The sequence below is a fragment of the Blastocatellia bacterium genome (assembly GCA_025055075.1).
Classification (GTDB): Bacteria; Acidobacteriota; Blastocatellia; order HR10; family HR10; genus HR10.
This window is the reverse complement of the sequence record JANWYV010000001.1, coordinates 1-23,936: the sequence shown is the minus strand read 5'-3', so window position 1 is coordinate 23,936 and position 23,936 is coordinate 1. Positions and strand designations below refer to the sequence as shown.

The following is a 23,936-nucleotide window of genomic DNA, read 5'->3' as shown; positions in this document are numbered from 1 at the left end:
GCCGTCGCCTCTCCAGAGACTGACTACGGCAGCCGCGCCAGACGAAAGAGGACGATCGCTCCCATGCCCAACTTCACGAGATCGAGCAACGTATACGCCGCATGCAGGCGCCGGAAGCGCGCGAAGTCCGGCGGCGGTGGATCACGCGGGACGAAGTCCAGCCGACGCCCGATCGCCATGACCTCCGGGGTGAGATAGAGGACGGCGACGAGAACGATGGCGATCATGACCAGGACTAATCCCTGCGCGATGCGATCGTGAATTCCCCCTCCCCAGAGTCCGACGAGGACGACGAGCGCCAGAAACAATTGACTCCATCCCCAAACCTGGAAGTAGAAGCGATTCATCTCCGAAGCGAGATGGCGCAAGAGCGTGCGGGCCTCGGCCGCTCCCAATCGCTCGATATATCGCGCGAGTTCCGGCTGCCCGGAAGCCGCACGCAGGACGCGCTCTACCGCGCGAAAATTCTGGGTGGCGACGAACGCGATGGCGAGGCTCCCCATGAGCCAAGCCCCAAGCGTGGCGATGATGAGCGTCTTCATCTGCACCACTTATACCGGCCAAGCTTCGAGCCGATAGGCCATGTCCCAGAACATCCATTCGTAGCGGCTCGTCGTCAGGAAATGGCGCCGCATCGCCTCCTGCTCTTCCGCTGAGAACGCAAGCGCCAAGCGATCGGTCAGCTCCAAAACGGCGCGCACGATCTCAGCAAATTCCTCGCTCGCGTAGGTGCGAATCCATCGCGCGTAGAGCGGATCGGGCGAGCCGCGAGCTTCGAGCGCCTTCCCCACCTCCCAATAGATCCAGTAGCATGGGAGCACGGCCGCCACGCCCTCATGGAACGGTCGTCCATAAGCGACCGCGAGGAGATAGCTCGTGTACGCGAGATTGGTCGGCGCCAAGGGCGTCGCGCGCACGACCTCCTCGGAGAGTCCCAGATCACAGAAGAAGCTCTCATGCAATGCGCGTTCGACGCGCAGGGCTCCGGCCGCGTGTTCGTTGAACAGGATGATCTCCTCCTCGCGTGGTGCCTTGGCCGCGATGATCGAGAGGGCTCGCGCGAACTCCCTCAGATAGAGCGCGTCCTGAACGACGTAGAACTCGAACCGCGTGCGCTCCAACGTCCCTTCGGTCAAGCCCGCGAAGAATGGATGCGCCAGAATCGCCTGAAAAATCGTCGCGACCTCGCTCCAAAGACGTTCGGTGAAGGTCTCGCGCCGCTCCACCATTGTCCTCCTCGACGAATCACACCTCGATCTCGATGTCCTCCCCTTGCACGCGCACGGGATAGCACGTGACGCCGTGCGTCGCTGGAGGCGAGAGGACCTCACCGGTCGAAATACGGAAGCGCGCGCCGTGCCACGGGCATACGACGATCTCTCCTTCGAGGGTCCCCTCGGAGAGGGGCCCCCCTCGATGCGGACACACATCGTCAATGGCATGAAACGTCCCATTCAGGTTGAAGAGGGCGATGCGCCGTCCCTCGATCTCGACGAGCCGCGCCTCGCCCGGAGCCACTTCGCTCACTCGCGCGACTTTGACGAATTGTCCCATAGGCTGCCTCCCTCGCCGAGAGTGAAGGGGAAATCATAGGCGACTTCTTCGCCCCTTTCAACCGGTGTGCTAGGATAAGAGCGCATGGACGTCCACGCGGGTGATCGGACAGCGGGGCTCACAGCACTTGCGGAGCGCACGATCCGGGGAGCTGGAGCCATGCTCCTCCGGCACGCCATCACGGTGCCGCTGCGCCTATTGGCGAACATCCTCTTGGCGCGGCAGCTCGCGCCGATGGATTTCGGCGCTTACGCCATCGCGACTTTCTTCGTCTCCACGGCGGCGCTCTTCACTGATTTCGGACTGACGGCGGCGCTGATTCAGAAACGCGATCCGCCGACTCTCGTCGAGTTGCGCACGACGTTCACAGTGCGATTCCTCCTGGCCGTGAGCTTGGTCCTGCTGCTTCTCGGAGCGAACGCGCCCATCGCCACCATCTTCCGCTTGAGCGAGGCCTCGCGGCACGTCATTCCATGGTTGGCGCTCGTTCTGCCGATCGGCGTTCTCGGCTCGATCTCTCTGATGCTGCTGGAACGGGCGCTCGCCTATCCGCGCCTGGCCTGGATCGAGATCACGACGCTCCTGATCTTTCACCTCACGGCCCTCGCCTTGGCTTATAGTGGTTTCGGCGTCTGGAGCTTCGTAGGAGCGGCTCTGGCGAGCGAGAGCGCGCGCGCCGGTTTTCTGCTGGCGGTGGCTCGATGGCCGTTCGGATTCGCCCTGGATCGCACCGCGCTACGCGCTTCGATCCGATTCGGAGCGCCCTTTCAAGTGGGGACGTGGACATCGCTTCTACGCGACCACATCGCTTCGCTCTTGGCTGGACCACTCTTCGGCCCGCGCGCTGTGGGGTTCTTGAATTGGGCACATGGAGTGGCCTATCACGTCAGTCAAGCGTTCACGGAAGCCCTCGGCCGCGTGAGCTTCCCCTCTCTCTCGCGCGCGCAAGAGGATCGCGAGGCATTCGGCCAGATGCTTGAGAAGATGCTGCGAGCGCTAATGCTCCTGACGACGCCCCTGCTCGCGGTAGCGGCGGGATTGATCCCTTGGATCGTGGCCTTCCTCTACACGGAGAAATGGGCGCCGGCCATTCCGGCCTTCTATGGTTTCGCTGTGCGGATGCTCGGCGGCACGCTGACGACGCCGCTGATTGCAGCGCTCAACGCCCGGGGACGTCCGCGCGAGGCCTTGAAGATCCTCATTGTGTGGACGGTGAGCGATTGGGTGGCGGCGCTGCTACTGACATCGCGTTATGGATTCACGGGCGTGGCCATGGCTTATGGCGTGAGCGTTTGGGTTCCAGTGCTCTGGCTCATCCGGGCGCTCGCGACCACGGCATCGGTGAACTTGGCCTATGCGCTTGTTCGCCCGATGGGAGCAGGAGTGATGACGTTCGTTCTGCTCCGCGTGCTCGCTGAACGCGCAGTGAGCGGTCTGGCCTCGCTTTTGGCGTTCGTCGCTCTCGGGCTATTCCTGTATGCGGCGTCTCTGCTCCTCCTCGAACGAAAGGCGCTGCTGGTGGAGATGCGCGCGAGCCTCCCCCTGCTTCTTCGAGCGATGCGCGGAACAGCCTATGTCGAGAGCGAACGTCGGCGATGAACGCAGCCAGCAAAAGCGCCGGACCCGCGCAGCGACGTGCTGGCGCGACGCCGATTATCTTCTCATGCGCGCGCTCTTGGCGGATCTCCGCGAGTGTCGAGCATGGGCGCGAGGTCGTCTCTTGGACATCGGCTGCGGGAATCAACCGTATCGCGAGCTTTTCGCTCCGATGATCCAGGAATACGTGGGGTTGGATCGCAATTGGCAGGAGCATCTCCCCGATGTCATAGGCGACGCCCTGCGACTGCCCTTTCCCGCAGAGACATTCGATACTGTCCTCATGCTCCAAGTGCTCGAGCATTTGCCGGATCCCTCGGGCGCGATGAGCGAGGTTTGGCGCGTGCTCAAGCGCGGGGGGCGAGTGATCCTCACGGCTCCACAATATTGGCGCGTGCATGAGGAGCCGCACGATTACTATCGCTTCACGCGCTTCGGCCTCGTTCATTTGGCGCAGCAAAACGGGTTGCGCGTCCTCTGGATGAAGGCACAAGGGGGAGCCTGGACGCTCGCTGGCCAAGCGCTCGCCAACGCGCTCAGCTCACGCCGCGGATTACATCGGCTGATGCCACTGGCGAACCTCTTCTTTCGCGCGTGCGAACGCCTCTGGCCGGATGCTGGAGATCCGATCAACCATCTCCTGGTGGCGGAGAAATAGGCGTCCTTCGCAAAGCCATTTCGGTCAATCACGAGATCCCGACCGACGGAGACGACTCCTCCGAGAGATGGACGATCTCCCCCTCGCGCACGACGAGTCGAGGTGAGAGGTTCGCGTCCAAGACGAGCACATCGGCTTTCTTTCCGGGCTGGAGAGTGCCGACGGTCTCCGCCACGCCGAGCACGCGCGCCGGCACGAGCGTCGCCATGCGCATCGCATCCGGCAATGGGACGCCCCACTGCACGAGATGACGCACGGCATCCAGCAGTGTGATGACCGATCCGGCCAGAGCGCCGGCCGCATTTTCAGTTCGTCCGTTCACGACGCGAATCGTTTCTCCCCAAATCTCGTACTGGCCGTCTCCTAAACCGGCAGCCGCGATGGCGTCGCTGATCAGGGCGAGGCGCTCCGCGCCCGCGACCTTTCTCACCAACGCGACCATGCGCCGATCGAGATGATGACCATCAGCGATCAGATCGAGCGTGACGCTCTCGTCGAGCAAAGCCCATCCAACGACGCCAAGCTGCCGATGATGCAACGGCGCGAGCGCGTTCGGAAAATGAGTGATGTGCGTGACCCCAAGCTTGGCAGCCGCTTCGCACACCTCGAACGGCGCTTCGCTATGACCGATTGCGAGACGAAACCCGCGCCGTCGCAATTCCTCGATGAGCGGGAACCCTCCTTCGATCTCGGGCGCGAGCGTCATCATCCGGACGAAGGGACGCGCCGGTATATCCCACGCCAGCAAATCCTCCACATCTCGAAGGGACCGAAACGTCCGGAAGTAGCGCGGATTCAGCGCGCCAGGCCGACGCGGATTGACGAAAGGCCCCTCGAAGTGCACGCCGAGGATGAGCGCCGCCGCGGGATCTCGATCCTGTTCCGACGCGTACTCGATCAGCGTCTCACGCGCGCGAGCATACTGCGCGGGATCGGCCGGGACAGTCGTGGGAAGGAATCGCGTCACGCCATGCCGCAGCAGGAAACGCGCCCACCGGTGCAGATCATCGGCCGTCGCCGTGAGCACATCCACGCCCGCAGAACCGTGGATGTGAAGATCCACCATCCCCGGTGCCACAAAGTGCCCACTCACATCGAATTGCTCGTCCGCGGAAGGCAACTCCTCAGCCGCAGAGACTTCGACGATCGTATCTCCCTGAATCAACACCCATCCCGGCTCCAGAAGACGATCCGGAAGTACGAGACGACCGCCGTGAAGCAAGATGCGCCGTGACGTCCGCATAGCGTGCCATTTTAGGCCGGTTTCCGCTAAAATGCTATTCGGACGCAGCACCATGAGCCGCGGGAAGAAGAAGGAAGCGATCTTGCGCCTCTGCCAGGAGATGGCCTGGAGAGAGATCGGCGAGAGGGAATTGGTCCATCTGAAGGCGCGGCTGCGCCAAGAGTTGGGCGACGCGGAGTGCCCTTCGGACGGATACATCGTGGAGGTCCTTCGCGATGCTGGATATCGGGTCTCCCTGAGCGGGCCGTTCACCACGCCCGTGTTTGAAGAGGAATATGCCCGCCAGTTCGAGGGGGTCTTGAAATTCGATACGCTGGAACGTGCGGAGCAATCGTTGCGAGAGCTGAGTCGTCTCTATCGCCATTTCAGGGAGCGCGGCGACGGAAGAGGGATCGCCTATGCGCGAGCGTTGGCGCGGCTTGGATGGCGACGAGCCCGTGCGGCTGCGCGCCGCGCGAAGGAAGAGCGAGCGCGCGTCGTCAAAGAGGAGATCGCCGAATGGTTCGCGCTCTGGGCTTCCTCTCCGGAGACCTTCGAGATTTGGGTGGAGCTGAGGAAGCAGACTCCCGATTTTCGGCGACGATTCGGTCTGGAATGGACCGAGCCGCAACGGGAAGCCGTCGCCGCTGAAAGATCGCTCGAAGGGAAATCTGTGGCTCTCGCTGCTGAGGGCCACGAGCGCACGAGCCTTGCGTGAGGAGGGTGTGTGAAGATTCGAGCCGTCGTTTTGACGATCAGCGATAGCGCGGCACGCGGTGAGCGCGAGGATCAGTCTGGCCCGGCGCTCGTCGAAGAGTTACAACGTCTGGGCGCGGAGATCGTCGCCGCTGAGATCTTGCCCGATGATCGGCCGATGATCGCCCGACGCCTCGTGGACTACGCCGAGCGCGCTGACGTGAACCTCATCCTCACGACAGGCGGAACAGGGCTTTCGCCGCGGGATCAGACGCCGGAGGCGACCCGCGAGGTCATCGAGCGCGAGGTCCCAGGGATTCCGGAAGCCATTCGCTTGAGAGGCGTTCTCGAAAGCACACCGTTCGCGATGCTCTCGCGAGGGATCGCGGGCATCCGCGCGGGCACGCTCATCATCAACTTGCCGGGGAGCGTTCGCGGCGCGCGCGAAGGGTTCGCCGTGATCCGTGGCGTTCTTCGGCACGCCTTGGAGACGTTGACCGGAGAAGCCACGCACGACGATCTCGCGCCGCATCGAAGGGGAGAAGGAGCATGAACGAGCGGAAAGGTTGGCCGTCATCGCGCGTGCGGGCTTTTTGGCGCCGCCGTCCGATCATCTCGCTGCTGCTACTGGCGGCGCTGAGCGGCGGTCTCTCTGGCGCCCTTGTCGCCTACGCGCTCGACCACTCCGAATACGCTCTCATGGTCGCCCAGCTCAGCGATTACCAAGCGAGCGTCCTCTCGCGCGTTTATGCCGATGATGGCCGGACCGTCATCGGCGAGTTCTATCTGGAACGCCGCCTGCCACTCTCCTATTTCGAAATCCCTCCACACGTCCGCCATGCCTTCATCGCCATCGAGGATGCGCGCTTCTATGAGCACACGGGGATTGATCCGATTCGTATCCTCGGTGCCTTCATCGCGAATCTCCGCGCCGGTGAGACCGTGCAAGGCGGCTCGACGATCACGCAACAATTGGCCAAGATGCTCTTCCTGAATCCGGAGCGGACGTACTCGCGGAAACTGAAGGAGGCGCTGCTGGCGCTCCTCATCGAGCGGTATTACACGAAGGAGCAGATCATCGAGCTGTATTGCAACCAGATCTATCTCGGCGGCAACGCCTATGGGGTCGAAGCGGCGGCTCAGTACTATTTCGGGAAATCGGCCCGGGAGCTGACGCTCGAAGAGGCAGCGCTTTTGGCGGCGCTCCCCAAAGCGCCACAACTCTACTCGCCCGTGACGCGCCCACAGGCGGCGCTCGCTCGCCGGAATCTCGTCCTGGAGAAGATGGCCGAGGAGGGATACATCTCCCGCGAGGTGGCGCGTGCGGCGATGGCTCGTCCCATTCGGCTGGCCGAGGGCAATCGCTTCTCCAATGCCCGCTCGCCGTACGCCTATTTCGTCGAAGAAGTGCGGCGATACCTGGAGGAGAAATATGGGACGCGGCGCACGCATGCCGGAGGATTGCAGGTCTACACCACGCTAGACGCTCGCGCGCAACGCGCAGCCGTCCGTGCTGTGCGCAACGGGCTGCATGCGTACGATCGCCGTCATGGCTGGCGCGGTCCGACGGAGAATGTCCTCGATCAAGGCAAGGATCTGACCACATATCGCCATCCGGATTGGGAGGGGGGATTCGAGATCGGCGAATACTATCCGGGATTGGTCCTCTCGGTCGCCGCGGGAGAAGCAGTGGTGCGCGTGGGGCCATATACAGCGCGCGTGACCCAACGCGATGCGCCGTGGGGACGCCCTCTGTCACAGCTCGTGCGTCCGGGAGACCTCACCATCGTCCAGGTGCAGAGCCTCGATGAGCAGACGAAGACGATGCGGGTCACCCTCTTGCAAATGCCCGAGGTTCAGGGCGCATTGGTCGCGCTGGAGATTCCTTCTGGCGAGATCAAAGCGATGGTCGGCGGATATGACTTCACCCGCATGCGCTTCAATCACGCCACGCAGGGCCTACGACAGACGGGCTCGGCGTTCAAGCCGTTCATCTATGCGGCGGCCGTGGAGGCTGGACTGACGCCGGACGATCGCGTCTTGGATGCGCCGCTGCAGATTGGGGAGTGGGCCCCCTCGAATTACGATCACACGTTCAAAGGCTCGATCACCATCGCGCAAGCTGTCGCGGAATCGCGCAACGTTCCCGCCGTGCGCATCCTGCAACGCATCGGCATCGCGCGGGCCGTCCGCATGGTCGAACGCTTGGGTCTCCCGAACCCGATGGCGCCCTTCCTCCCCTCAGCTCTCGGCGCGACTGAGGAACCTTTGCTGGCCATGACAGCCGCGTACGCGATCTTCGCCAACCAAGGCCGACGCGTCGTCCCTCACATGATCCGTCGCGTCGTGGATCGCGATGGGCGCGAATTGGAGCGATGGGAAGCGCCGCCGCCGGAACAGGTGCTCGATCCATACGTGGCTTCGACGATGGTGCGCTTGCTACAAGGCGTCGTGAACGGCGGCACGGCGGCTCGCATCCGCGCCTACGCAGAATTCCAAGAGTGGCCTATTGCGGGCAAGACCGGAACGGTGAACGACTTCACCGACGCATGGTTCATCGGCTTCACCCCGACGGTATGCACGGGCGTGTGGATTGGCTTCAGCGATCGGAAGCGCAGCCTCGGTCCGAAGGAGACGGGTTCGGTCGCCGCATTGCCCATCTGGATTGACTTCATGCGCGAGTATCTCAAGGACAAGACGCCCACAGCGTTCGAGCTGATCATGGAAATGCCCGAATGGATTCGAGCAGCGCGAGAGCAGACCGAGCGAGAGGTGCGCGAGGCGCTGGGGATTCGCGAGCTTCCTGCAGTCGCCCCTTCCCCTCTCCCCTCGCTGATAGCTGAGCCCACCGGTCCGCCCGATCGCCAAGGCGAACCAACCCTCAAGGAGAAGATCCCCGATCTCATTCTCAAGCCGCTGCAGGAACCCGTTGAACCGCCACCGGAAGACCCGAAGAAGAGACGTCCGGGCCGATTTGGGGAATTGCGGCCTTGATCAAACTTTCAGCTTATCGAGATAGACGCGCACGGCGAGTTTGGCGAAACGCCAGAGTTGGTCGAAGCGAAGCGCACCGTTCTCCCCTCGAAGCAGACGGTTCAATAGCGCCGCGCGAAGCTGGCGGGCCTCGCGCTTGAAGAAGTACTCCCGCGCGAAGGGGCGGGCCACGTCAATGAAGTTGAATTCCGGATCAATGGCAATCCCGATCCCCTCCAGCTCCATCAGAGCGCGGATCATATACGTGAAGCGCGTGGGGATGCGGAAGGGATATTCGTAGACCACCTCGGCCAGGTCGTAGGTCAGCTCCTTGAATTTGATCTCGCTCAGCTTCAGCCCGAGGTACTCGCGGAATAACTCCTCGACCAGGGGACGAATGAGGCGCGGGTCCACCTTCGGATCGAGAAAGCCCAGTTTGATGAGATCCTCCACCAAGCCCGAGACGTCGCGGTTCACGATGTGGAAGAAGGCCTCGATCATCAAGCTTTGCAGCCGCGCATCAATGCGCCCCGTCATGCCGAAATCGAAGAAGGCCAAGCGTCCATCCGGCATGACGCGCAAATTCCCCGGATGCGGATCGGCGTGAAAGAATCCGTCCTCGAGGAATTGCTTGAGATACGTGCGCGCTAGGAGCCGATGGAGGTGCGCGGGAGAGAATCCGCGTCGCCGCAGTTCCTCCACGTCGGTCACCTTCACGCCGTGAATGTACTCCATGGTGAGGACGCGCTCGGTCGTATAGGCCCAGTAAATCTTCGGGACGTAGACGTCCCGCCATCGTCGGAAATTCTCGCGGAATTGCTCGGCATGCCGCGCTTCCTGGCGATAATTCATCTCCTCGAAGATGGTGACGGCGAACTCATCCAACACGCCCGTCCAATCCACGCCGCGAAAGAGCTGAGGGTATCGCTTGAGGAAGCGGGCGATGCGTCGAAGGATCATCAGGTCCACGTGGATCGCCTCGCGCAAGCGGGGACGTTGGACTTTGATGGCGACCTCCTCGCCTGAAGGCAGCCGTCCGTAGTAGACCTGACCGAGACTGGCGGAAGCGATCGGTTCCCAATTGATGAAGGCGAAGAGTCGCTCGGCGGGGGCGCCGAGTTCTTCCTCCAAGATGCGCGCCGCCTCCGCTTGGGGGAATGGCGGAACCTCGTCTTGCAACCGCGTCAGCTCCTGGATGTACGGCAGCGGCAGAAGATCGGCGCGGGTGGCTAAGGCTTGGCCGATCTTAATGAACGTGGGGCCGAGCTTCACCAGCCGATTCCGCAGCCACACGGCCTGCGCGCGTAAGCGTTCCTCGCGCTGAAGGACCCCTTGCGCGAGGAAGCGGCGCGCGAGCCATCGCAACACGCGCCGAAAGCGACCGCGCACCTTGTGTGGATCACACGCCGCGAGGGCGTCCAGATAGAGATAGGCGGCGAAGAAGAGGGCGACCGTCAGAATTTCCACCGCGCGCCACCATCCGCGCCAGCCGAGCGAATGTCCTCGTTCGACGCTCGGCCCCTCAGCGCGCGACGCGCGCGTCGGTTCTTCCCTCGCCCGCGGCGCGAGTTCCTTCCGGCTCGTCCCGTCCGTTCGCGACCATCTTCGAAGCACGCGGCCATGTCCTCCTGATGCGTTGAAAGAAGCTCTCAAGTATAGCCTGAAAATCGCTGGCGAGCATCCCGATCGGCGATCCCATTGGCTTTTCGCGCACTCCCCCCTATAATTCTGCGGGGGAGCGAAAAAGCCGTGCGGAAGGAGAGATGACGACGCATGGAATGCTTGAGGAAAGATGATCTCCACGCCGACGGCCTGACCTGGACGGAGGTGCCGGAACCGGAGGTCGGACATGGGGAGGTGAAGATCAAAGTCCTGGCGGCCTCCGTCTGCGGCACCGATAAGAGCATTTATCTGAGCACGCAGAATCCGGCCATCATCGAAGAGATGCAGCGGTATCTGGATCGACCGGAGGCTTACCGCCCCATCATCATCGGTCACGAATTCTGTGGCATCGTCGAAGAAGTCGGAGAGGACGCGGAAGCGCTCCAGACTCTCGGCCTGCGTTCGGACCTCGTCGTGGAACGGGGCGACTACGTTACGGCGGAGATGCACATTCCTTGCGGTCACTGCGCGCTCTGCCGAATGGGAAATGAGCACATCTGCGTGAACGTGCGCGTGAAGGGCGTGCATCTGGACGGCTGCTACGCGCAATATGTCGTCGTGCCCCGTCGGAATGTGATCCTGCTTGGCAAGCGCGGCGATCTCTCGGAGATCCCGCCGCGGCTGGGTGCGTTCCTGGATGCTCTGGGGAACGCCGTGCACACGATTCAGATGGCTGAAGTGAGCGGCAAAAGCGTCGCGATCCTGGGGCTTGGGCCCCTCGGGTTGATGGCGACGCTGTTGGCGCGCATCTACGGCGCCACGCGCATCTATGTCACGGAGAAGGTGGACGTCGAGCATCGCTTCGAGCTGGCCCGAGCCTTCGGCGCGGATTTCTGCTTCGACGTCGCCCATTCGGTAGCCGATCTGTATCGCGAGGTGCGCCGTCTGGAGAAGGAAGCCCAGGGCGTGGACGTCGTTCTGGAGATGTCCGGCGCTCCATCAGCCTATCGCGATGCGTTCGAGCTGGTGCGCAATGGTGGGATGGTCGTCCTGTTGGGGATTCCGAAGGAACCCGTCCTCTTCGATTTCGCTAACTTCGTCGTGTGGAAGGGCGTCACGATCAAGGGGATCTTCGGCCGGCGCCTATTTGATACATGGGAGACGATGCTGAAGCTGCTGCGGAGCGATCGGTTGGGCCTCAAGGAGAAGTTGGGATGGCTCGTCGCCCCGCGCGCGTATCGCTTGAGCGAATATGAGGAAGCGTTTCAGACACTACTCGCCGGCCACGCCATGAAGCTCATCTTCACGCCGAATCCGAGCGATTTCGCCGGGTGAACGGCCGTCGGAAATATCCTGAGGAGGGAGCTATGGCCACCATCCGCGAACTCTACGCACTCATCGCCCGCGAGATCGAACAGATCAAGATGAGCAAGACGTACAAATTCGAGGTCCCGATCGAGAGCGAGCAAGATGGCGTCGTGCGCGTGGATGGGCGCGAGGTCGTGATGCTCGCCTCGAACAATTATCTGGGTCTCTCCAATCACCCGAAGGTCAAAGAAGCGGCGTTGCGCGGCCTTTGCGAATACGGTTATGGGTTGGCCTCGGTTCGCTTCATCTGCGGCACGCAGAAGATTCACCTGGAGCTGGAGCAGAAGATCGCCGAATTCGTCGGTTGCGAGGATGCCGTGCTGCATTCCTCCTGCTTCGCGGCGAACGAAGCGTTCTTCGCCGGATTGCTGGCGAACGATTTCGGCCTCACGGATTATCGAGACGTCATCTACAGCGATCAGCTCAATCATGCGAGCATCATTGACGGCATTCGCCTCTGCCGCATCATCACTCGCACGACCGAGGCGAAGGTCTATGCGCATCGCAATGTCGCGCAGCTGCGAGAGATGCTGGAGGCCGATGAGAAAGCGGGGTACCGGATCAAGATCATCGCCACCGATGGCGTCTTCTCTATGGAAGGTGATCTGGCACCGCTCCCGGAATTGATTGCGCTCGCGCGGCAGCACAATGCACTCCTCTTCGTGGATGACTCTCACGCGACAGGCGTGCTCGGTCCACGTGGGCGAGGAACGGCGGAAGAGCTGGGCGTCTTCGGGCAGGTAGACGTCATCACGGGGACGTTCGGTAAGGCGCTCGGCGGCGCTTGTGGAGGATTCATTGCTGGCAAGCGCGAATTGATCGAGCTGCTGCGGCAGAAGTCACGCCCCTACACGTTCTCCAACACAATGCCCCCGGCCGTCGTCATGGGCTCGATCGAAGCGCTGAACCTCCTGATGACCGATACCTCGCTCGTCGAGCGCTTGCATGAGAACACGGCCTATTTCCGCCGAGAGATCAAGAACCTCGGCTACACGATCCTGGAGGGCACGCATCCCATCGTCCCGATCATGCTCGGCGAGGCGGCGCTCGCCATGGACATGAGCGTGGAATTGCTCAAGGAGGGCGTGTACATCAAAGGGCTGTGGTATCCGGTCGTGCCGAAAGGGGAAGCGCGATTGCGGGCGCAGATCTCGGCCGCGCATACGCGCGAGCATTTGGACCGCGCGCTGGAGGCGTTCCAAAAGGTCGGTCGGCGCTTTGGAGTGATCCCGTGAGGCCAGGAAGGCGCGGAGGGCACGCGCCCTCCGCGCGAAGATTCATTTCTGTGGGAGCCGTGGTTCCTTCAACTCCCCCTCCTCGGTCAACGAACGCAGGAAGGCCAAGAGCGCTTGTCGTTCCTCGGGAGTGATCTTCGCCGGCTTCAAATTCGCGCGATCGAGCCACGGATTTGGTTTCCCGCCGGCCAACATGATGTCCACGGCCTCTTCGAGCGTCGCCACGCTCCCATCGTGAAAATACGGGGCCGATCGAGCCACATCCCGCAGGGTGGGCGTCTTGAAAGCGCCGCGATCTCGATCCTGCTTGGTGACGTTGTACCGCCCGAGGTCGGGATTCGGCTTATCCATGCCGATCCCCACGTTATGATACTGCAGATCCGTGAAGAGCAAACCATCGTGACAATTCGTGCACCCGATCCGCTGGAAGATCTCCCACCCGCGCTTCGCTTCCTCACTGATCGCGTTCTCATCGCCCGCGCGCCAACGATCCCAGGCCGTGTTCCCGCCGATGATCGTGCGCGTATAAGCGGCCAGAGCTTTGACGATGGCATCCGGCGTAGCGTCGGTGCCGAAGACTTTTCGGAATTGCCGCCGATACCCCTCGATCTGATTCAACTTGGCCGCCACCTCTTCGGGCTTGGCGCTCATGTTCCCTCCGGTCCACGCCGCAAAGATCTGTCTCTCCAATGTCGGCGCCCGTCCGTCCCAGTAGAATTCATGATGGTAGCCAATGTTCCAAAGCGTCGGACTGTTGCGCGGGAGCCGCTTGCCAAGCGCCCCGAGGGATGTGGGCAATCCGTCGCTCAATCCCTTCTCGTTGAGATGGCACGAGTAGCAAGAGCGCGATTCATCAGCGCTCAATCGCTTGTCGAAGAAGAGCTGGCGACCGAGCGCCACCTTCTCCGGCGTCATCGGATTATCCGGCGGGATCTTCATCTCCTCGTAGCCCTGAAGCCCCTCCGGCAGAGGTAAAATCTCAGGCTCGAATTCCGCCTCTCCGGATCGCCATTGATAGACGATCACGCCGACAACGATGATCCCCACGACGGCGATCAGACTACCGATCCATTTTCGTCCCATACGTCCTCCTCCCCGAGAGATCCGCGCTCCTCGGTGCGTGCGAGGCCTTCCCCCTTCAGAAGAGGGAGACCTTGATGCGCAGGAATCGCCCCGGATTCTGTCGGAAGTCGTAGATCAATCGGACCAACTCCGACGAGAGCGCGTTCAGGTTGTTGTAGAGCTGACGATCGTGCAACAGAGCGCCGAACGTCCCCTCGCCGTTGTCCATCCGTTCAGTGATGTTCTTGAGATTGGTGATCGTCGCCTTGGTCTCCTCGTGCAGCGTCGGATCATTGATCAACCGTCCGATCGTCCCCTCGCCGCGCTCGATGCGCGCCGCGATCACATCTATGCGCGCGGCAATTTCATCCAGGCGAGTCATCGTGCGATCCAGTTTCTCATATACCTCCGGCTCGCGAATGAGTCGAGCAATCGTCCCCTGCCCTTCGCGCAAATCGCGGGTGAGCTGCTCCAGCCGCGTCAACGTTCGCCTCAGGTCGGTGTAGAGAGTGGGATCGTTGATGAGCTTCCCGATCGTGCCTTCCCCTTCCCGAATGCGACGAACCAATTCCTGCGCTTCGAGGACCGTGCGATCAATGTCCTGATAGAGCTTCGGGTCGCGGATGAGCTTGCCGAGCGTTCCCTGCCCCTCGTTGATCCCCGCGACCAAGCGCTTGATCTGCTCGGCTGTATCGGCCAAGTCGGCGACGAGGGGATCCACGCCGGAGATGATCTTCCGAATGTTCGTCCCCGGCGTGCTTCGCAAGTAGGCGCCGCTCTGAATCGGAGCCCCGTGCTTGGTCCCCGGAGTGATCTCCACGACCTTATCGCCCAGAAGCCCGATCGAGCCCAACGTCACGACCGAGTCCGAACGGATGCGCTCGCGGGCGATCCTCGGATCCACGCGCATGATGATCTCGATGGTGTTCGGATCTTCAGGCCGATCGGGAAGCTCCGGCGCAAAGCGAACCTCCTTCACATTTCCGATCCGGTATCCGGCCAGTCGGACTTCGTTCCCCGGGATGAGCCCGTCCACCTCCGCGACGCGCGCCTTGACGATGAACTCCTCCTCGAAGAGCGCGATCCCTCCACTGGCCGTCAAGATCATGAAGATCAGGAACACCAGGGATGCGAGCACGAGGATTCCCACTTTCAGATCGGCGAGCGTCACTTTCTTCCGTGTGGCCATAGCACGCCTCCTCGTTCGAGGCCTGGCGCGAGCGTCCCTACAGGAGGAGACGCCGCGCGAGACCTCCGAAGCTTGCTCTCCCGCTCACTGGCCCGGCGGCAAGAAGATCTGCAAAGCTCGCGTGATGAAGAAATCAGCGACCAAGATCAAGATCGAAGCCACGACGACCGATTGCGTCGTCGAACGCCCCACGCCCACCGTCCCTCCCCTCGTCTTCAGCCCACTGCGGCACCCGACGACGGCGATGATGAAGCCAAAGATGAGCGCCTTGATCAAGCTTCCGATTAGATCGTTGAGCTTGAAGGCTTCCTTGGCCGAGCTGATGTACTGCGCGTACGGCAATCCAAGCAGCGAGATGGCGACGACCAATCCCCCTCCCGTCCCCACGATGATCGAGATCACCGTCAGCGCGGGGACCATCACCAGTAGCGCGACCATACGCGGCATGACGAGCTTGCGGATGGGATCCGTCCCCAACGCTCGCATGGCATCAATCTGATCGCTGACGAGCATCGAGCCCAACTCCGCGGCGATCCCAGATCCGACGCGCCCGGCGACCATGAGCGATGTCAGCACCGGCCCCAATTCTCGCACCAGCGACGTCGCGACCAGCCGCCCCGTGAACCCCTTGGCTCCAAGCGAAGCCATCGTCGTGCCCGTCTGCAACGCCAGCACAGCCCCGGTGAAGAATCCCGTCAGCAATACGATGACGAGACTCCCGACGCCGATCAGATCCATCTGATTGATGATCTCGCGGAAATAGCGGGGACGGGTGAAGAGCGAGCGAAACGCCCGCCAAGCCATGAGCGTGGATTCCTGGAGTTCGTACAGGATGAGCGTGATCGCGTTCATCAGCGACTTAGAAATATCGCCGATGGCCGCGCGCAGCGTCAAGGACGGCGAATCGAAGTTCGAGGCGTCGGGGATGGAGAGAGCTTCCCCAGCGTCCGCACCTTGAAGGAGCGTTTCGATTGACAAAATCAGCGTGTCACGCCATCATTGTGCGGAGCACTGGTCGCGGAGGGAAAGGCGATGATCGTGAACTGCTTCCGAAAAGCTCTATCCCGCATCGTAACAGCAAGTTTTGCTGTCACAATCCTCCTGACGGGATCTTCGGTGTCGGTCTCGGTTCAACATGCGAAGGCAGCCGCTCAGGCACCTATCTTTGGTCCCTACGAGCAAGTGAGGCAACACGCTCATGCCTACTGCGTTCAGTATTTACAGGGCGGAGATGCGCGCGCTTATCTAATGTGCTTGCAGCAGTTCGCTGCATATTACTGCTCCGGCATTTCGGACTTTCTCGTCGGGCTCTGGTGCACGGCGGCGGCAACGACTCCATACCCAGCTCCCGGTCAACGCCTGCTCACCGCCCGAAGTTATCGCGTGGAGGTTACCGGAGGATGGCATAGAGATCGGGATCCCCAAACTGGAGTGCTCGTGAGCGAAAGACCGCTTCCTCCGGCTTTAGCCTATACCCTCGAGCGGCAGCCCAACGGCCTGTATCTCAGTACAGTGTACGAACTGACTTCAGGGCAGGTGGCAAATCGGTTTTGGGTCAACGATCGGTGCGAGATCACCGATGCAGGGGGCCAGCCGATTATAGACTTTCTACCTTGCCCGTTGTTTCCGAACAAGCCCTACCTCGTGACGCTCATCCCGCCACCCCAACCGCACTTCCCACCACAGGGACAAGTTTTCAGTCCCGGGCGGCTCTTGGATGATTTCGATGGAGACGGTATCGTGGAGATCGGATACCTGCATACCTCGGGTTCTGGAGGACGGAGTTTCACTTCAGGCAGTGCCACAGCCTTTGGGTATGAGCCCGACACGCGAGCCATAAAGTTCGAGTACAGGATGGCTGCTCGCGAGAGCGACAGTCCGGCCACCACGTATTTCGTAGAGCGCCTCTATCGCTTCAGGGCACAAAGCGCACCGTGACGGAGGAGCCCATTTTCGGACATCGAGGCTGCGTGCCTCACGATCCGCGTCTGAGCCGCTCGCGGAGTCGTTCCTCGCGCTGACGCAGCTCGCGCCGCATACGTCGGATGGTCAGCTCTTCATTTTGAATTTCGCGGAACTTCGCCAATTGCTCCGGAGTCAGGACCTGCCGGAATTCTAGCTCCACTTGCGTCTCCAAGCGGAGGAGAGCGGCTTGCCGTTCCAAGAACTCGCGCAAGGCGTGCTCGACGCGTTGCGGATCGAGCGTCTCGCCGTAGATCGCTTCGCGCAGGGCATCCCGACGCTCTTCGACGGCTTGACGCAGCTCCAGCAGTTGCGCCGCATAACGCCGACGAATCTCGCGGACGCGCTGCTGCTGCGCTTGGCTCAAGTTGAGCAAGCGAAGGATCGCCAATCGGGTCAGGACGATCTGTCTCAGCGGCTCCTGCGAGCCGACGACGGGCGCCGCACTCGGAACGCCTGCTCTCCGTAGGGGAGCTGGCGGCTGATCGCTCTGTTGCGCGATCGCTCCTCCCCATGTCCCGAGGAGAAGGAGAAGGACGAAAACCTGCGATCTCATCCGTTCACCTCCGATTCCCCCGCGATCCGAGCGCGCGCGGCCAATGCGCTGGAGACCGCGAGGATCTTTTCAGTTCCCATCGTTTCCGGGGAAGAAGAGATCGGCAAACGTCAATGCACCATACCGGCGCTGTTCCAGTTCGTTCAGCATTGAAGCCCATTGGGTTCGTTGCCGCTCTTCCCAATCTCTGAGGAATTCGGCCAAGGCCGCGCGTTGTTCCCGGCGCAAGTGTTCAGTTAACTCGCGCACACTCACGGCGAGCGCCTCCTGTTGGCGCCGCTCGGTGTCGCGAAGGACGGCCTCAAGAAGCTGTCTTATCTGTTGACGCTCCCGCGAGGACATCTCCGAGGAAGGCGTGGGTGCCAGAATGCGGGATGGGAAGAGACTAGCGCTGAACCGGAAGCCGCCTCCGGGCATCCATTCCACCTGAATGTTGAAGAGCGCCAGCAACAGAAGGGCTGTCGCGCCACCCAGCAGCACGCGCCCCCAAGTTGGCATCGTGAGCAAGAGCTGATGCACGGCTTGTCGGAAACGAGGCCGCGCGGCTCCCCGTTCCAATTCCACTGAAGCGTGCGGCGCCGATGCGATCCGCCACTCGGCGAGCGCTCGACGCACGCGCCCGAAATCGCGCAGGTCTCGCGCGCACCGCGCGCAGGTCTTCACGTGCGCCTCGAACGCTGAGGCGTCCTCAGCGCTCAACTCCTGGTAGAGATATCCAATGAGCTTTTCGCTCATCTCGCACATGGTGGATGGTGTCTTCTCCTCGTTCATAGCCTCTTGCTCCTCGTTCACAAGGCATCCTTCAACCACTCCAATCGTTTCCGCAAATGATCCAGTCCAGCATACAATCGCGTCTTGGCCGTGCTCACCGGAATGTCGAGGATCTCGGCGATCTCCTCGAAAGTCAGCCCCTCGTACTCCTTCAGGATGAGGACCTGCCGCATCTCGATGGGCAAGGCGTGCACAGCCCGGCGGACACGCTCGGCGACTTGCTTTCTGTGGATCTGGCCGAGCACCCGCTCCTCTGTGGTGACCCCATCAGCTTCCTCCAAAGGAAGGGGCTCAACGCGACGTTCCCGAAGCCGATCGTAACAGCAATTGAGCGCGATGCGATAGAGCCACGACGAGAATCGCGCGCGCCCGCGAAATTGATGCAGTTTTCGGAACGCCGCCAGGAACGTCTCTTGCGTCACCTCGCGCGCGTCCTCCGGATGCCCGAGCAAGCGCATGGCGAGGCGATAGATGCGATCTTCCCATCGTTTCACAAGCGCTTCGAAGGCCTCGGCCTCTCCATTGCGCACTCGCTCGACGATGCATTCATCGCTGAGTTCCACGTCTTCGGCTCCGCTCCCCTCTATTATCCGCGAGGCATTTCGCATGGAAAAGTCCATGGCGTGATCCCTAGCTCTCACGACGCTTCCCACTTGCCGATCTCCGACTGGATCCACATCTCCTTAGACGGAACGCCGACGAAGAAAGCCTGAAAAATATGCTCGCCCAAGCCTCGATCCCCTTCCCATCCTCGCCTATAATATCGTCTTCATGGCGACAGGGACTTTCGTGGGAAGGAGCGAAGCTATGCCTCACTGGAAGCGCCACGTTGTCCTGCTGCTCGTGTTCCTCAGTTTGGGAGCGGGGATTCGACCATCGGCGACCCTCCCGCTTCCACCAGCGGCGGCGATGGAGAGCATCACGCCGGCCGAATTACGCAGTCACGTGGAATTCCTGGCCTCGGACGAACTGGGCGGGCGCTACGTGGCGAGCGACTCGATCCATATCGCCGCACGCTATCTGGCCTCTCGATTGCGAAGCTATGGCTTTCGCGGCGGCGCTGCCGACGGCTCGTTCTTCCAAGCGTTCGACATCGTCGTGAGGCGCCTGCTCCCGGATCAAACCGCGCTGGAGATGACCACGCCTGCGGGGAAACGGACGTATGCGTACGGGACGGACTTCGTCATCTTTGGTGGAACGGGGCCAGTGGACCTTCAGGCGGAATTGGTCTTCGTGCGATTCGGCGTCTCGCTCCCCGAGTGGGGATACGACGATTATGCGAAGGTGAACGTGAGCGGGAAGATCGCTGTCGCTCTACTGGGCGGCCTTCCATCGCTCGCGCGAGAGGGACGCGCCCTGACTGCGCAAGACTATCCCGTCCAACGCAAGATCGAAGCCGCGCGAGCGCGCGGAGCGGCTGGTCTTCTCTTCCTCCGCGATACGCCGGGCGCTGGCGGCGTGCGGGGATTTCGGGGAGCAGGTCTTGCACCGCGTATCGCGCTCGCAGAAGAGGATGCTCGTATGGCGTCCTCCTTCCCCGTTCTCGTGGCCGATACCCGCCTGACGGAGGATGTGCTGGGCGCGCTCGGCCTCACGCTCGAACGTCTCGCGACGTCTCCGGAGATCCCGGCTTCACGGCCACTGGGGCTCACGGCTTCGGTACGAATCACGTTTGAGACCCATCGCCAACAGGCGGCCAATGTCATCGGCATCTTAGACGGTGCCGATCCCGAGCGGCGGAACGAATATGTCCTGCTGAGCGCCCATTACGATCATTTGCAGACGCGCGACGGACAGATCTACAATGGCGCCGACGACGATGCTTCCGGAACGGCGACTGTGCTCGAAATCGCTCAAGCGTTCACGATCGGCGAACGGCCCAAGCGCTCGATCCTCGTCATCTTCCACACGGCTGAGGAAGTGGGCCTGCTCGGGTCGAAATATTTCGTCACGCACCCCACGGTCCCCTTGACTGCCATCGTCGCCAATCTCAACCTAGACATGGTGGGACGCAGTCGCGCGCCTAACGACACGAATCCCGCAAATCGCGAGCTGTCCGATGCCAATACCATCTATCTGATCGGTTCGGACAAACTCAGCCGAGAACTGCACGAGTTGAGCGAGCAAACGAATCGCGACACCGAACGTTTCATCCTCGACTATCGATACAATCGCGAGGATCATCCGCAGCGGCTTTACTATCGGAGCGATCACTACAACTATGCGCAGAAGGGCATCCCCGTCATCTTCTACTTCACTGGCCTGCATGAGGACTATCATCGGCCGACGGACGACACGGAGAAGCTCGATTTCGAGAAGATGGCTCGGATCGGGCGGCTCGTCTTCGCGACGGCCTGGCGCATCGCGAATCGGGAGCATCGGCTCCGAGTAGATCAACCCATGGATGGGGCGCGAACGAATTGATCGCCTCTTGGTCCGACGAGGGCTCGCCGAGACGCGCGAGCGCGCGCAAGCGCTCATCCTCGCCGGACAAGTCTTCGTGGATGGTCGATGCGTGGATAAGCCGGGGAAATGCGTCCCCGAAGAGTCGCGCATCGAGGTCCACGGCCCTCCGCTTCGATATGTCAGCCGCGGGGGTCTGAAGCTCGAAGCCGCGTTGCACGCGTTCGGGGTGGATGTCTCGGGACTCCTCTGCTTGGATATTGGCGCTTCGACCGGAGGATTCACCGATTGTCTCCTGCAGCATGGCGCTCGCTGTGTCTACGCGGTGGACGTCGGACGGGGACAACTTGATTGGAAGCTGCGTCAGGACCCGCGCGTCGTCGTTCGCGAGGGCGTCAATGCGCGGTATTTGAAGCCTGAGGATTTCCCTGTGCGGTTCGATCTCATCACCATTGATGTCTCGTTCATCTCGCTAACGAAGGTCCTGCCGGCAATGGTTCCCCTTCTGAAGTCCTCGGGCGCCATCCTCGCCTTGATCAAACCACAGTTTGAGGTCGGTCGTAGGGAAGTCGGCCGAGGGGGGATCGTGAGAGACCCAGCGAAGCATCAGCGCGTCATCGAAGCAATACGTCGCTTCGCCGAGCAGGAGTTGGCGCTTCGCTGCTTAGGCGTGATCGAATCGCCGCTCCTCGGGAGTGAGGGGAACAAGGAATTCTTCATCTACCTGCGGCGCGTGACCGAGGACTGAGCGCTCACCGGCGCCGAACGCGCCACGCTCCACGTCCATGCGTGAACGCGAAAAGGTACGGAGCGCCCCTGACGCGTCCGATCGCCAACGCCTCGGTCACGACGTTGGCGAAACCGGTGTTCTCGACCGCCCAAGAGAGGCCGCCATTCGCGGACACGAAGACGCCCAAATCTGTTCCGATGTAGAGCCGCTGCGGATCATCCGGATCCACGACGAGGACGTGCACGGGGAGATCGGGCAAGCGTCCAGCTCCCCGTCCATCGAGATCGCGCCAGGTCGCCCCACCATCAGTGCTCTTCCACACGTGCGTTCCACCGAAGGTCGAATAGGTCGCGTATACGATACGAGGATTCGTGGGATCAAACGCCAAGGAGGAGACGAACCCCGCGCGTGGGCGCGCCGAGGCCCATGCCGTCGTCGCCTTCGCTCGGAGGGCATCCGTGGTACGCAAGATATAGCCGTCGCTCATGCCCGCGACAACGATGTTCGGATTGGTCGGCGCGATAGCGATCGCCGTGACCGAGCCATTGCCCGGCGTCAAGCGACTCGCGCGCTCCCACGTCTCCGCACCATTGTTCGTGCGCCAGAGGTAATATCCCCCCGTCCACAGCCGTTGTGGATTGCTGGGGTCCATGGCCAGAGGCGCGATGAATTCAAAGCCTTCGTCCTCGATCCCGCGCGTCGCTGAGCGAAAGGAGAAACCTCCGTCGCCCGATTTCGCGATGTCTCCAAACGGATTCGTCGCATACAGGACATTGGGATTCTGGGGATCCACGGCCACGTATCCGCCATCGCCGCCGAGGATCTCCACCCACGCGTTCGCGCCTCGCCAATCGCTGCCCAGAAGCGTTCCATTATCCTGAGTCCCTCCGAAGTATGTCTCCCCGTCCGGCAGCGGCATGCCATGATAGAACTGCGTCACGCCGTAATTATTGTTGAGCGATTGCCATCGGACGCTACTGCTTGGCCGACAGGCAGCCGTAGATCCCCGAGCGACCGGCGCGCGCGCGTCCTCGGTGCGAAAGATCCCTCCATCCGTTCCCACGAACATCGTCCGATTTATCACCCCATCGTACTGCGGATGAAAGACGATGACGTGATGATCGGCGTGCACATACTGCGGATGATTCGGCTCCACCCACCAATACGACGCCAGTCCCCATGTCCGCCCCCCATCATCCGAGCGGAACAGATCAATCCCCCCCACCCACACGCGCTCGGGATCGCGGGGATCAACAGCGATCACGTTGTCATACCACCCCTGATTGATCCATTCGCTGGAGCCGAAACCACATTCGCTCAAGAACGCATAGACCGGATTCGAGAGCAAGACCGTATGCAGCTTATTGGCATCCGTCTGGCGCACGCGCGCCTCCCAAGTGCCGGGATCGCCGCTTCGCGTCGAACGATATATAGCGTGCAGCCCGTACTGATAATTCCCCTCGACGAGGCTGGCCGCCAGGGCATAGATGACATTCGGATTCGAGGGCGCGATCGCAAGGGAAGTGCGTCCCATTCCTGGTTCTGAGAGGACCAAAGTCCAATTCTGGCCTCCTTCGGCTCGCGCGTTCCGATAGACGGCCGCGCGGGAGAAATTCCCGCAGGAAGCAAAGAGATAGTCCGTCGGTTGATCCGTTCGAAGCGCCAGGTCAAGGCAGCCATCGCTCCCTCCAGCCGCTAAAACGCGCTGCCAGGTTCGCCCACCGTCGGTCGAACGCCACACGCCCGTGCGCGTCGCCGCATAGAGGCGTCGGGGATCGTTCGGGCTGATGATGAGATCGTTCACATAATAGAAGTTCACGTTCCTCGTGCTCGCCAAATGCTCCCACGTACGCCCACCGTCGGTTGTCAGGAAAATGCCCGCTCCGCGCACGGCATCGTAGTTGAAATACCCCTCGCCTGTTCCGGCATAGATGACCTCGGGATTCCGTGGATCCATGGCGAGCGCCGAGACGGCCAGATTCGGGAGGAGATCGTTCAAGGGCACCCACATTTGCCCCCCATCGGTCGTCTTCCATACGCCGCCCGAGACACCGGCGGCATACATGATACGCGGATTCGCGGGATGGATGAGCAAAGCGCGCGTGCGTCCACCGACATTCCCTGGCCCAAGGGGTTCCCACGAACCGAGAACCGAGAGCGCCACATATTCGCCCCATAGCGCCATCTCGCGCCGCGACGGCAAGCTCACGCCCAGCGCCGTCGCATACCGTGGCATTTCATCCATGCGCCGAAGTGCTTCTAGATATTTCTCCACGGGAAGGGCCGTCATCCCCGGCGGCAGGCGCTTCCGCGCATAAAACTGCTGCGCTTCTGAAGGGCGGTCGTATCGCGCGCTCTC

22 protein-coding genes are annotated in these 23,936 nt (G+C 61.8%); 10 read left to right on the top strand and 12 right to left on the bottom strand.

The annotated features are described in order from the left end of the window. Positions 1 to 23: 23 nt before the first annotated feature. From NZ746_00110 to NZ746_00100, 3 genes are read right to left on the bottom strand one after another with little or no spacing between them, the layout of a single operon-like run. Positions 24 to 542 (bottom strand): hypothetical protein, encoded by a 519-nt coding sequence (locus tag NZ746_00110; GenBank protein MCS6815762.1) that lies wholly within the window; start codon positions 540 to 542, stop codon positions 24 to 26. Positions 543 to 551: 9 nt separating this feature from the next. Beyond that, on the bottom strand, positions 552 to 1,229 hold the full coding sequence (gene tenA / locus NZ746_00105; protein ID MCS6815761.1) for a thiaminase II: 678 nt from the start codon (positions 1,227 to 1,229) through the stop codon (positions 552 to 554). A gap of 16 nt (positions 1,230 to 1,245) precedes the next feature. Then, positions 1,246 to 1,554: a non-heme iron oxygenase ferredoxin subunit gene (locus NZ746_00100; GenBank protein ID MCS6815760.1), complete on the bottom strand. Its 309-nt coding sequence runs from the start codon at positions 1,552 to 1,554 to the stop codon at positions 1,246 to 1,248. A gap of 84 nt (positions 1,555 to 1,638) precedes the next feature. On the opposite strand from NZ746_00100, the gene NZ746_00095 reads away from it, so the two are divergent. After that, the gene (locus tag NZ746_00095) at positions 1,639 to 3,153 is read left to right on the top strand and encodes an oligosaccharide flippase family protein (protein ID MCS6815759.1); all 1,515 of its coding nucleotides are present in this window, start codon (positions 1,639 to 1,641) and stop codon (positions 3,151 to 3,153) included. Then, entirely contained in the window at positions 3,128 to 3,808 is a 681-nt protein-coding gene (locus tag NZ746_00090) for a class I SAM-dependent methyltransferase (protein MCS6815758.1), read from the top strand. The genes NZ746_00095 and NZ746_00090 overlap by 26 nt, the downstream gene beginning before the upstream one ends. Positions 3,809 to 3,836: 28 nt before the next feature. Here the strand turns inward: NZ746_00090 and nagA are convergent, their stop codons facing one another. Then, a complete protein-coding gene (nagA, locus tag NZ746_00085; GenBank protein MCS6815757.1) occupies positions 3,837 to 5,051 on the bottom strand; it encodes an N-acetylglucosamine-6-phosphate deacetylase in 1,215 nt (404 codons plus the stop codon). 52 nt (positions 5,052 to 5,103) lie between these two features. Here nagA and NZ746_00080 point away from each other — a divergent pair, with 52 nt between their 5' ends. Genes NZ746_00080 through NZ746_00070 form a run of 3 tightly spaced genes read left to right on the top strand, consistent with a single transcriptional unit; the run spans position 5,104 to position 8,720 of the window. Next, positions 5,104 to 5,748 (top strand): hypothetical protein, encoded by a 645-nt coding sequence (locus tag NZ746_00080; GenBank protein ID MCS6815756.1) that lies wholly within the window; start codon positions 5,104 to 5,106, stop codon positions 5,746 to 5,748. Between the two features lie 15 nt (positions 5,749 to 5,763). Beyond that, a complete protein-coding gene (locus NZ746_00075) occupies positions 5,764 to 6,279 on the top strand; it encodes a MogA/MoaB family molybdenum cofactor biosynthesis protein (protein ID MCS6815755.1) in 516 nt (171 codons plus the stop codon). Beyond that, positions 6,276 to 8,720, top strand: coding sequence for a PBP1A family penicillin-binding protein (locus NZ746_00070; protein ID MCS6815754.1), 2,445 nt, complete (start codon positions 6,276 to 6,278; stop codon positions 8,718 to 8,720). Before NZ746_00075 ends, NZ746_00070 begins: the two co-directional genes overlap by 4 nt. On the opposite strand, the gene NZ746_00065 is transcribed toward NZ746_00070, so the two are convergent. Then, positions 8,721 to 10,313: an AarF/ABC1/UbiB kinase family protein gene (locus NZ746_00065; GenBank protein ID MCS6815753.1), complete on the bottom strand. Its 1,593-nt coding sequence runs from the start codon at positions 10,311 to 10,313 to the stop codon at positions 8,721 to 8,723. Positions 10,314 to 10,472: 159 nt separating this feature from the next. Between NZ746_00065 and NZ746_00060 the strand changes: the two genes are divergently transcribed. Then, a complete protein-coding gene (locus tag NZ746_00060; GenBank protein ID MCS6815752.1) occupies positions 10,473 to 11,636 on the top strand; it encodes an alcohol dehydrogenase catalytic domain-containing protein in 1,164 nt (387 codons plus the stop codon). A 32-nt stretch (positions 11,637 to 11,668) separates the two neighbouring features. Beyond that, positions 11,669 to 12,904 (top strand): glycine C-acetyltransferase, encoded by a 1,236-nt coding sequence (locus NZ746_00055; protein ID MCS6815751.1) that lies wholly within the window; start codon positions 11,669 to 11,671, stop codon positions 12,902 to 12,904. 42 nt (positions 12,905 to 12,946) lie between these two features. On the opposite strand, the gene NZ746_00050 is transcribed toward NZ746_00055, so the two are convergent. The 3 genes from NZ746_00050 to NZ746_00040 form a co-directional block, all read right to left on the bottom strand. Further along, a complete protein-coding gene (locus tag NZ746_00050; GenBank protein MCS6815750.1) occupies positions 12,947 to 13,987 on the bottom strand; it encodes a c-type cytochrome in 1,041 nt (346 codons plus the stop codon). Positions 13,988 to 14,042: 55 nt separating this feature from the next. Next, positions 14,043 to 15,155 (bottom strand): MlaD family protein, encoded by a 1,113-nt coding sequence (locus NZ746_00045; GenBank protein MCS6815749.1) that lies wholly within the window; start codon positions 15,153 to 15,155, stop codon positions 14,043 to 14,045. Positions 15,156 to 15,239: 84 nt separating this feature from the next. Beyond that, positions 15,240 to 16,007 carry an ABC transporter permease gene (locus NZ746_00040; protein ID MCS6815748.1) on the bottom strand — a complete coding sequence of 256 codons (768 nt, stop codon included), beginning with the start codon at positions 16,005 to 16,007 and terminating at the stop codon, positions 15,240 to 15,242. 264 nt (positions 16,008 to 16,271) lie between these two features. Between NZ746_00040 and NZ746_00035 the strand changes: the two genes are divergently transcribed. Then, positions 16,272 to 17,093: a hypothetical protein gene (locus tag NZ746_00035; GenBank protein MCS6815747.1), complete on the top strand. Its 822-nt coding sequence runs from the start codon at positions 16,272 to 16,274 to the stop codon at positions 17,091 to 17,093. Positions 17,094 to 17,130: 37 nt separating this feature from the next. On the opposite strand, the gene NZ746_00030 is transcribed toward NZ746_00035, so the two are convergent. The 3 genes from NZ746_00030 to NZ746_00020 form a co-directional block, all read right to left on the bottom strand. Continuing rightward, positions 17,131 to 17,673 carry a Spy/CpxP family protein refolding chaperone gene (locus NZ746_00030; protein MCS6815746.1) on the bottom strand — a complete coding sequence of 181 codons (543 nt, stop codon included), beginning with the start codon at positions 17,671 to 17,673 and terminating at the stop codon, positions 17,131 to 17,133. Positions 17,674 to 17,742: 69 nt separating this feature from the next. Then, a complete protein-coding gene (locus NZ746_00025; GenBank protein ID MCS6815745.1) occupies positions 17,743 to 18,444 on the bottom strand; it encodes a zf-HC2 domain-containing protein in 702 nt (233 codons plus the stop codon). A 17-nt stretch (positions 18,445 to 18,461) separates the two neighbouring features. Beyond that, positions 18,462 to 19,007, bottom strand: a complete 546-nt coding sequence (locus tag NZ746_00020) for a sigma-70 family RNA polymerase sigma factor (GenBank protein ID MCS6815744.1) — start codon at positions 19,005 to 19,007, stop codon at positions 18,462 to 18,464. Between the two features lie 244 nt (positions 19,008 to 19,251). Here NZ746_00020 and NZ746_00015 point away from each other — a divergent pair, with 244 nt between their 5' ends. Together NZ746_00015 and NZ746_00010 are read left to right on the top strand one after the other, a co-directional pair. Further along, a complete protein-coding gene (locus tag NZ746_00015) occupies positions 19,252 to 20,868 on the top strand; it encodes a M20/M25/M40 family metallo-hydrolase (protein MCS6815743.1) in 1,617 nt (538 codons plus the stop codon). After that, a complete protein-coding gene (locus NZ746_00010) occupies positions 20,849 to 21,595 on the top strand; it encodes a TlyA family RNA methyltransferase (protein MCS6815742.1) in 747 nt (248 codons plus the stop codon). The genes NZ746_00015 and NZ746_00010 overlap by 20 nt, the downstream gene beginning before the upstream one ends. 4 nt (positions 21,596 to 21,599) lie before the next feature. Here the strand turns inward: NZ746_00010 and NZ746_00005 are convergent. Next, on the bottom strand, positions 21,600 to 23,936 hold a 2,337-nt coding region (locus NZ746_00005), incomplete at its 5' end, for a hypothetical protein (protein MCS6815741.1).

Coding starts and splice junctions, on each gene's coding strand:
- NZ746_00110 (MCS6815762.1), bottom strand. CDS start 542: ATGAAGACGCTCATCATCGCCACGCTTGGGGCTTGGCTCATGGGGAGC.
- NZ746_00015 (MCS6815743.1), top strand. CDS start 19,252: ATGCCTCACTGGAAGCGCCACGTTGTCCTGCTGCTCGTGTTCCTCAGT.
- NZ746_00055 (MCS6815751.1), top strand. CDS start 11,669: ATGGCCACCATCCGCGAACTCTACGCACTCATCGCCCGCGAGATCGAA.
- NZ746_00080 (MCS6815756.1), top strand. CDS start 5,104: ATGAGCCGCGGGAAGAAGAAGGAAGCGATCTTGCGCCTCTGCCAGGAG.
- nagA (MCS6815757.1), bottom strand. CDS start 5,051: ATGCGGACGTCACGGCGCATCTTGCTTCACGGCGGTCGTCTCGTACTT.
- NZ746_00090 (MCS6815758.1), top strand. CDS start 3,128: ATGTCGAGAGCGAACGTCGGCGATGAACGCAGCCAGCAAAAGCGCCGG.
- NZ746_00050 (MCS6815750.1), bottom strand. CDS start 13,987: ATGGGACGAAAATGGATCGGTAGTCTGATCGCCGTCGTGGGGATCATC.
- tenA (MCS6815761.1), bottom strand. CDS start 1,229: ATGGTGGAGCGGCGCGAGACCTTCACCGAACGTCTTTGGAGCGAGGTC.
- NZ746_00010 (MCS6815742.1), top strand. CDS start 20,849: ATGGGGCGCGAACGAATTGATCGCCTCTTGGTCCGACGAGGGCTCGCC.
- NZ746_00040 (MCS6815748.1), bottom strand. CDS start 16,007: ATGAACGCGATCACGCTCATCCTGTACGAACTCCAGGAATCCACGCTC.
- NZ746_00045 (MCS6815749.1), bottom strand. CDS start 15,155: ATGGCCACACGGAAGAAAGTGACGCTCGCCGATCTGAAAGTGGGAATC.
- NZ746_00060 (MCS6815752.1), top strand. CDS start 10,473: ATGGAATGCTTGAGGAAAGATGATCTCCACGCCGACGGCCTGACCTGG.
- NZ746_00100 (MCS6815760.1), bottom strand. CDS start 1,554: ATGGGACAATTCGTCAAAGTCGCGCGAGTGAGCGAAGTGGCTCCGGGC.
- NZ746_00030 (MCS6815746.1), bottom strand. CDS start 17,673: ATGAGATCGCAGGTTTTCGTCCTTCTCCTTCTCCTCGGGACATGGGGA.
- NZ746_00025 (MCS6815745.1), bottom strand. CDS start 18,444: ATGAACGAGGAGAAGACACCATCCACCATGTGCGAGATGAGCGAAAAG.
- NZ746_00070 (MCS6815754.1), top strand. CDS start 6,276: ATGAACGAGCGGAAAGGTTGGCCGTCATCGCGCGTGCGGGCTTTTTGG.
- NZ746_00095 (MCS6815759.1), top strand. CDS start 1,639: ATGGACGTCCACGCGGGTGATCGGACAGCGGGGCTCACAGCACTTGCG.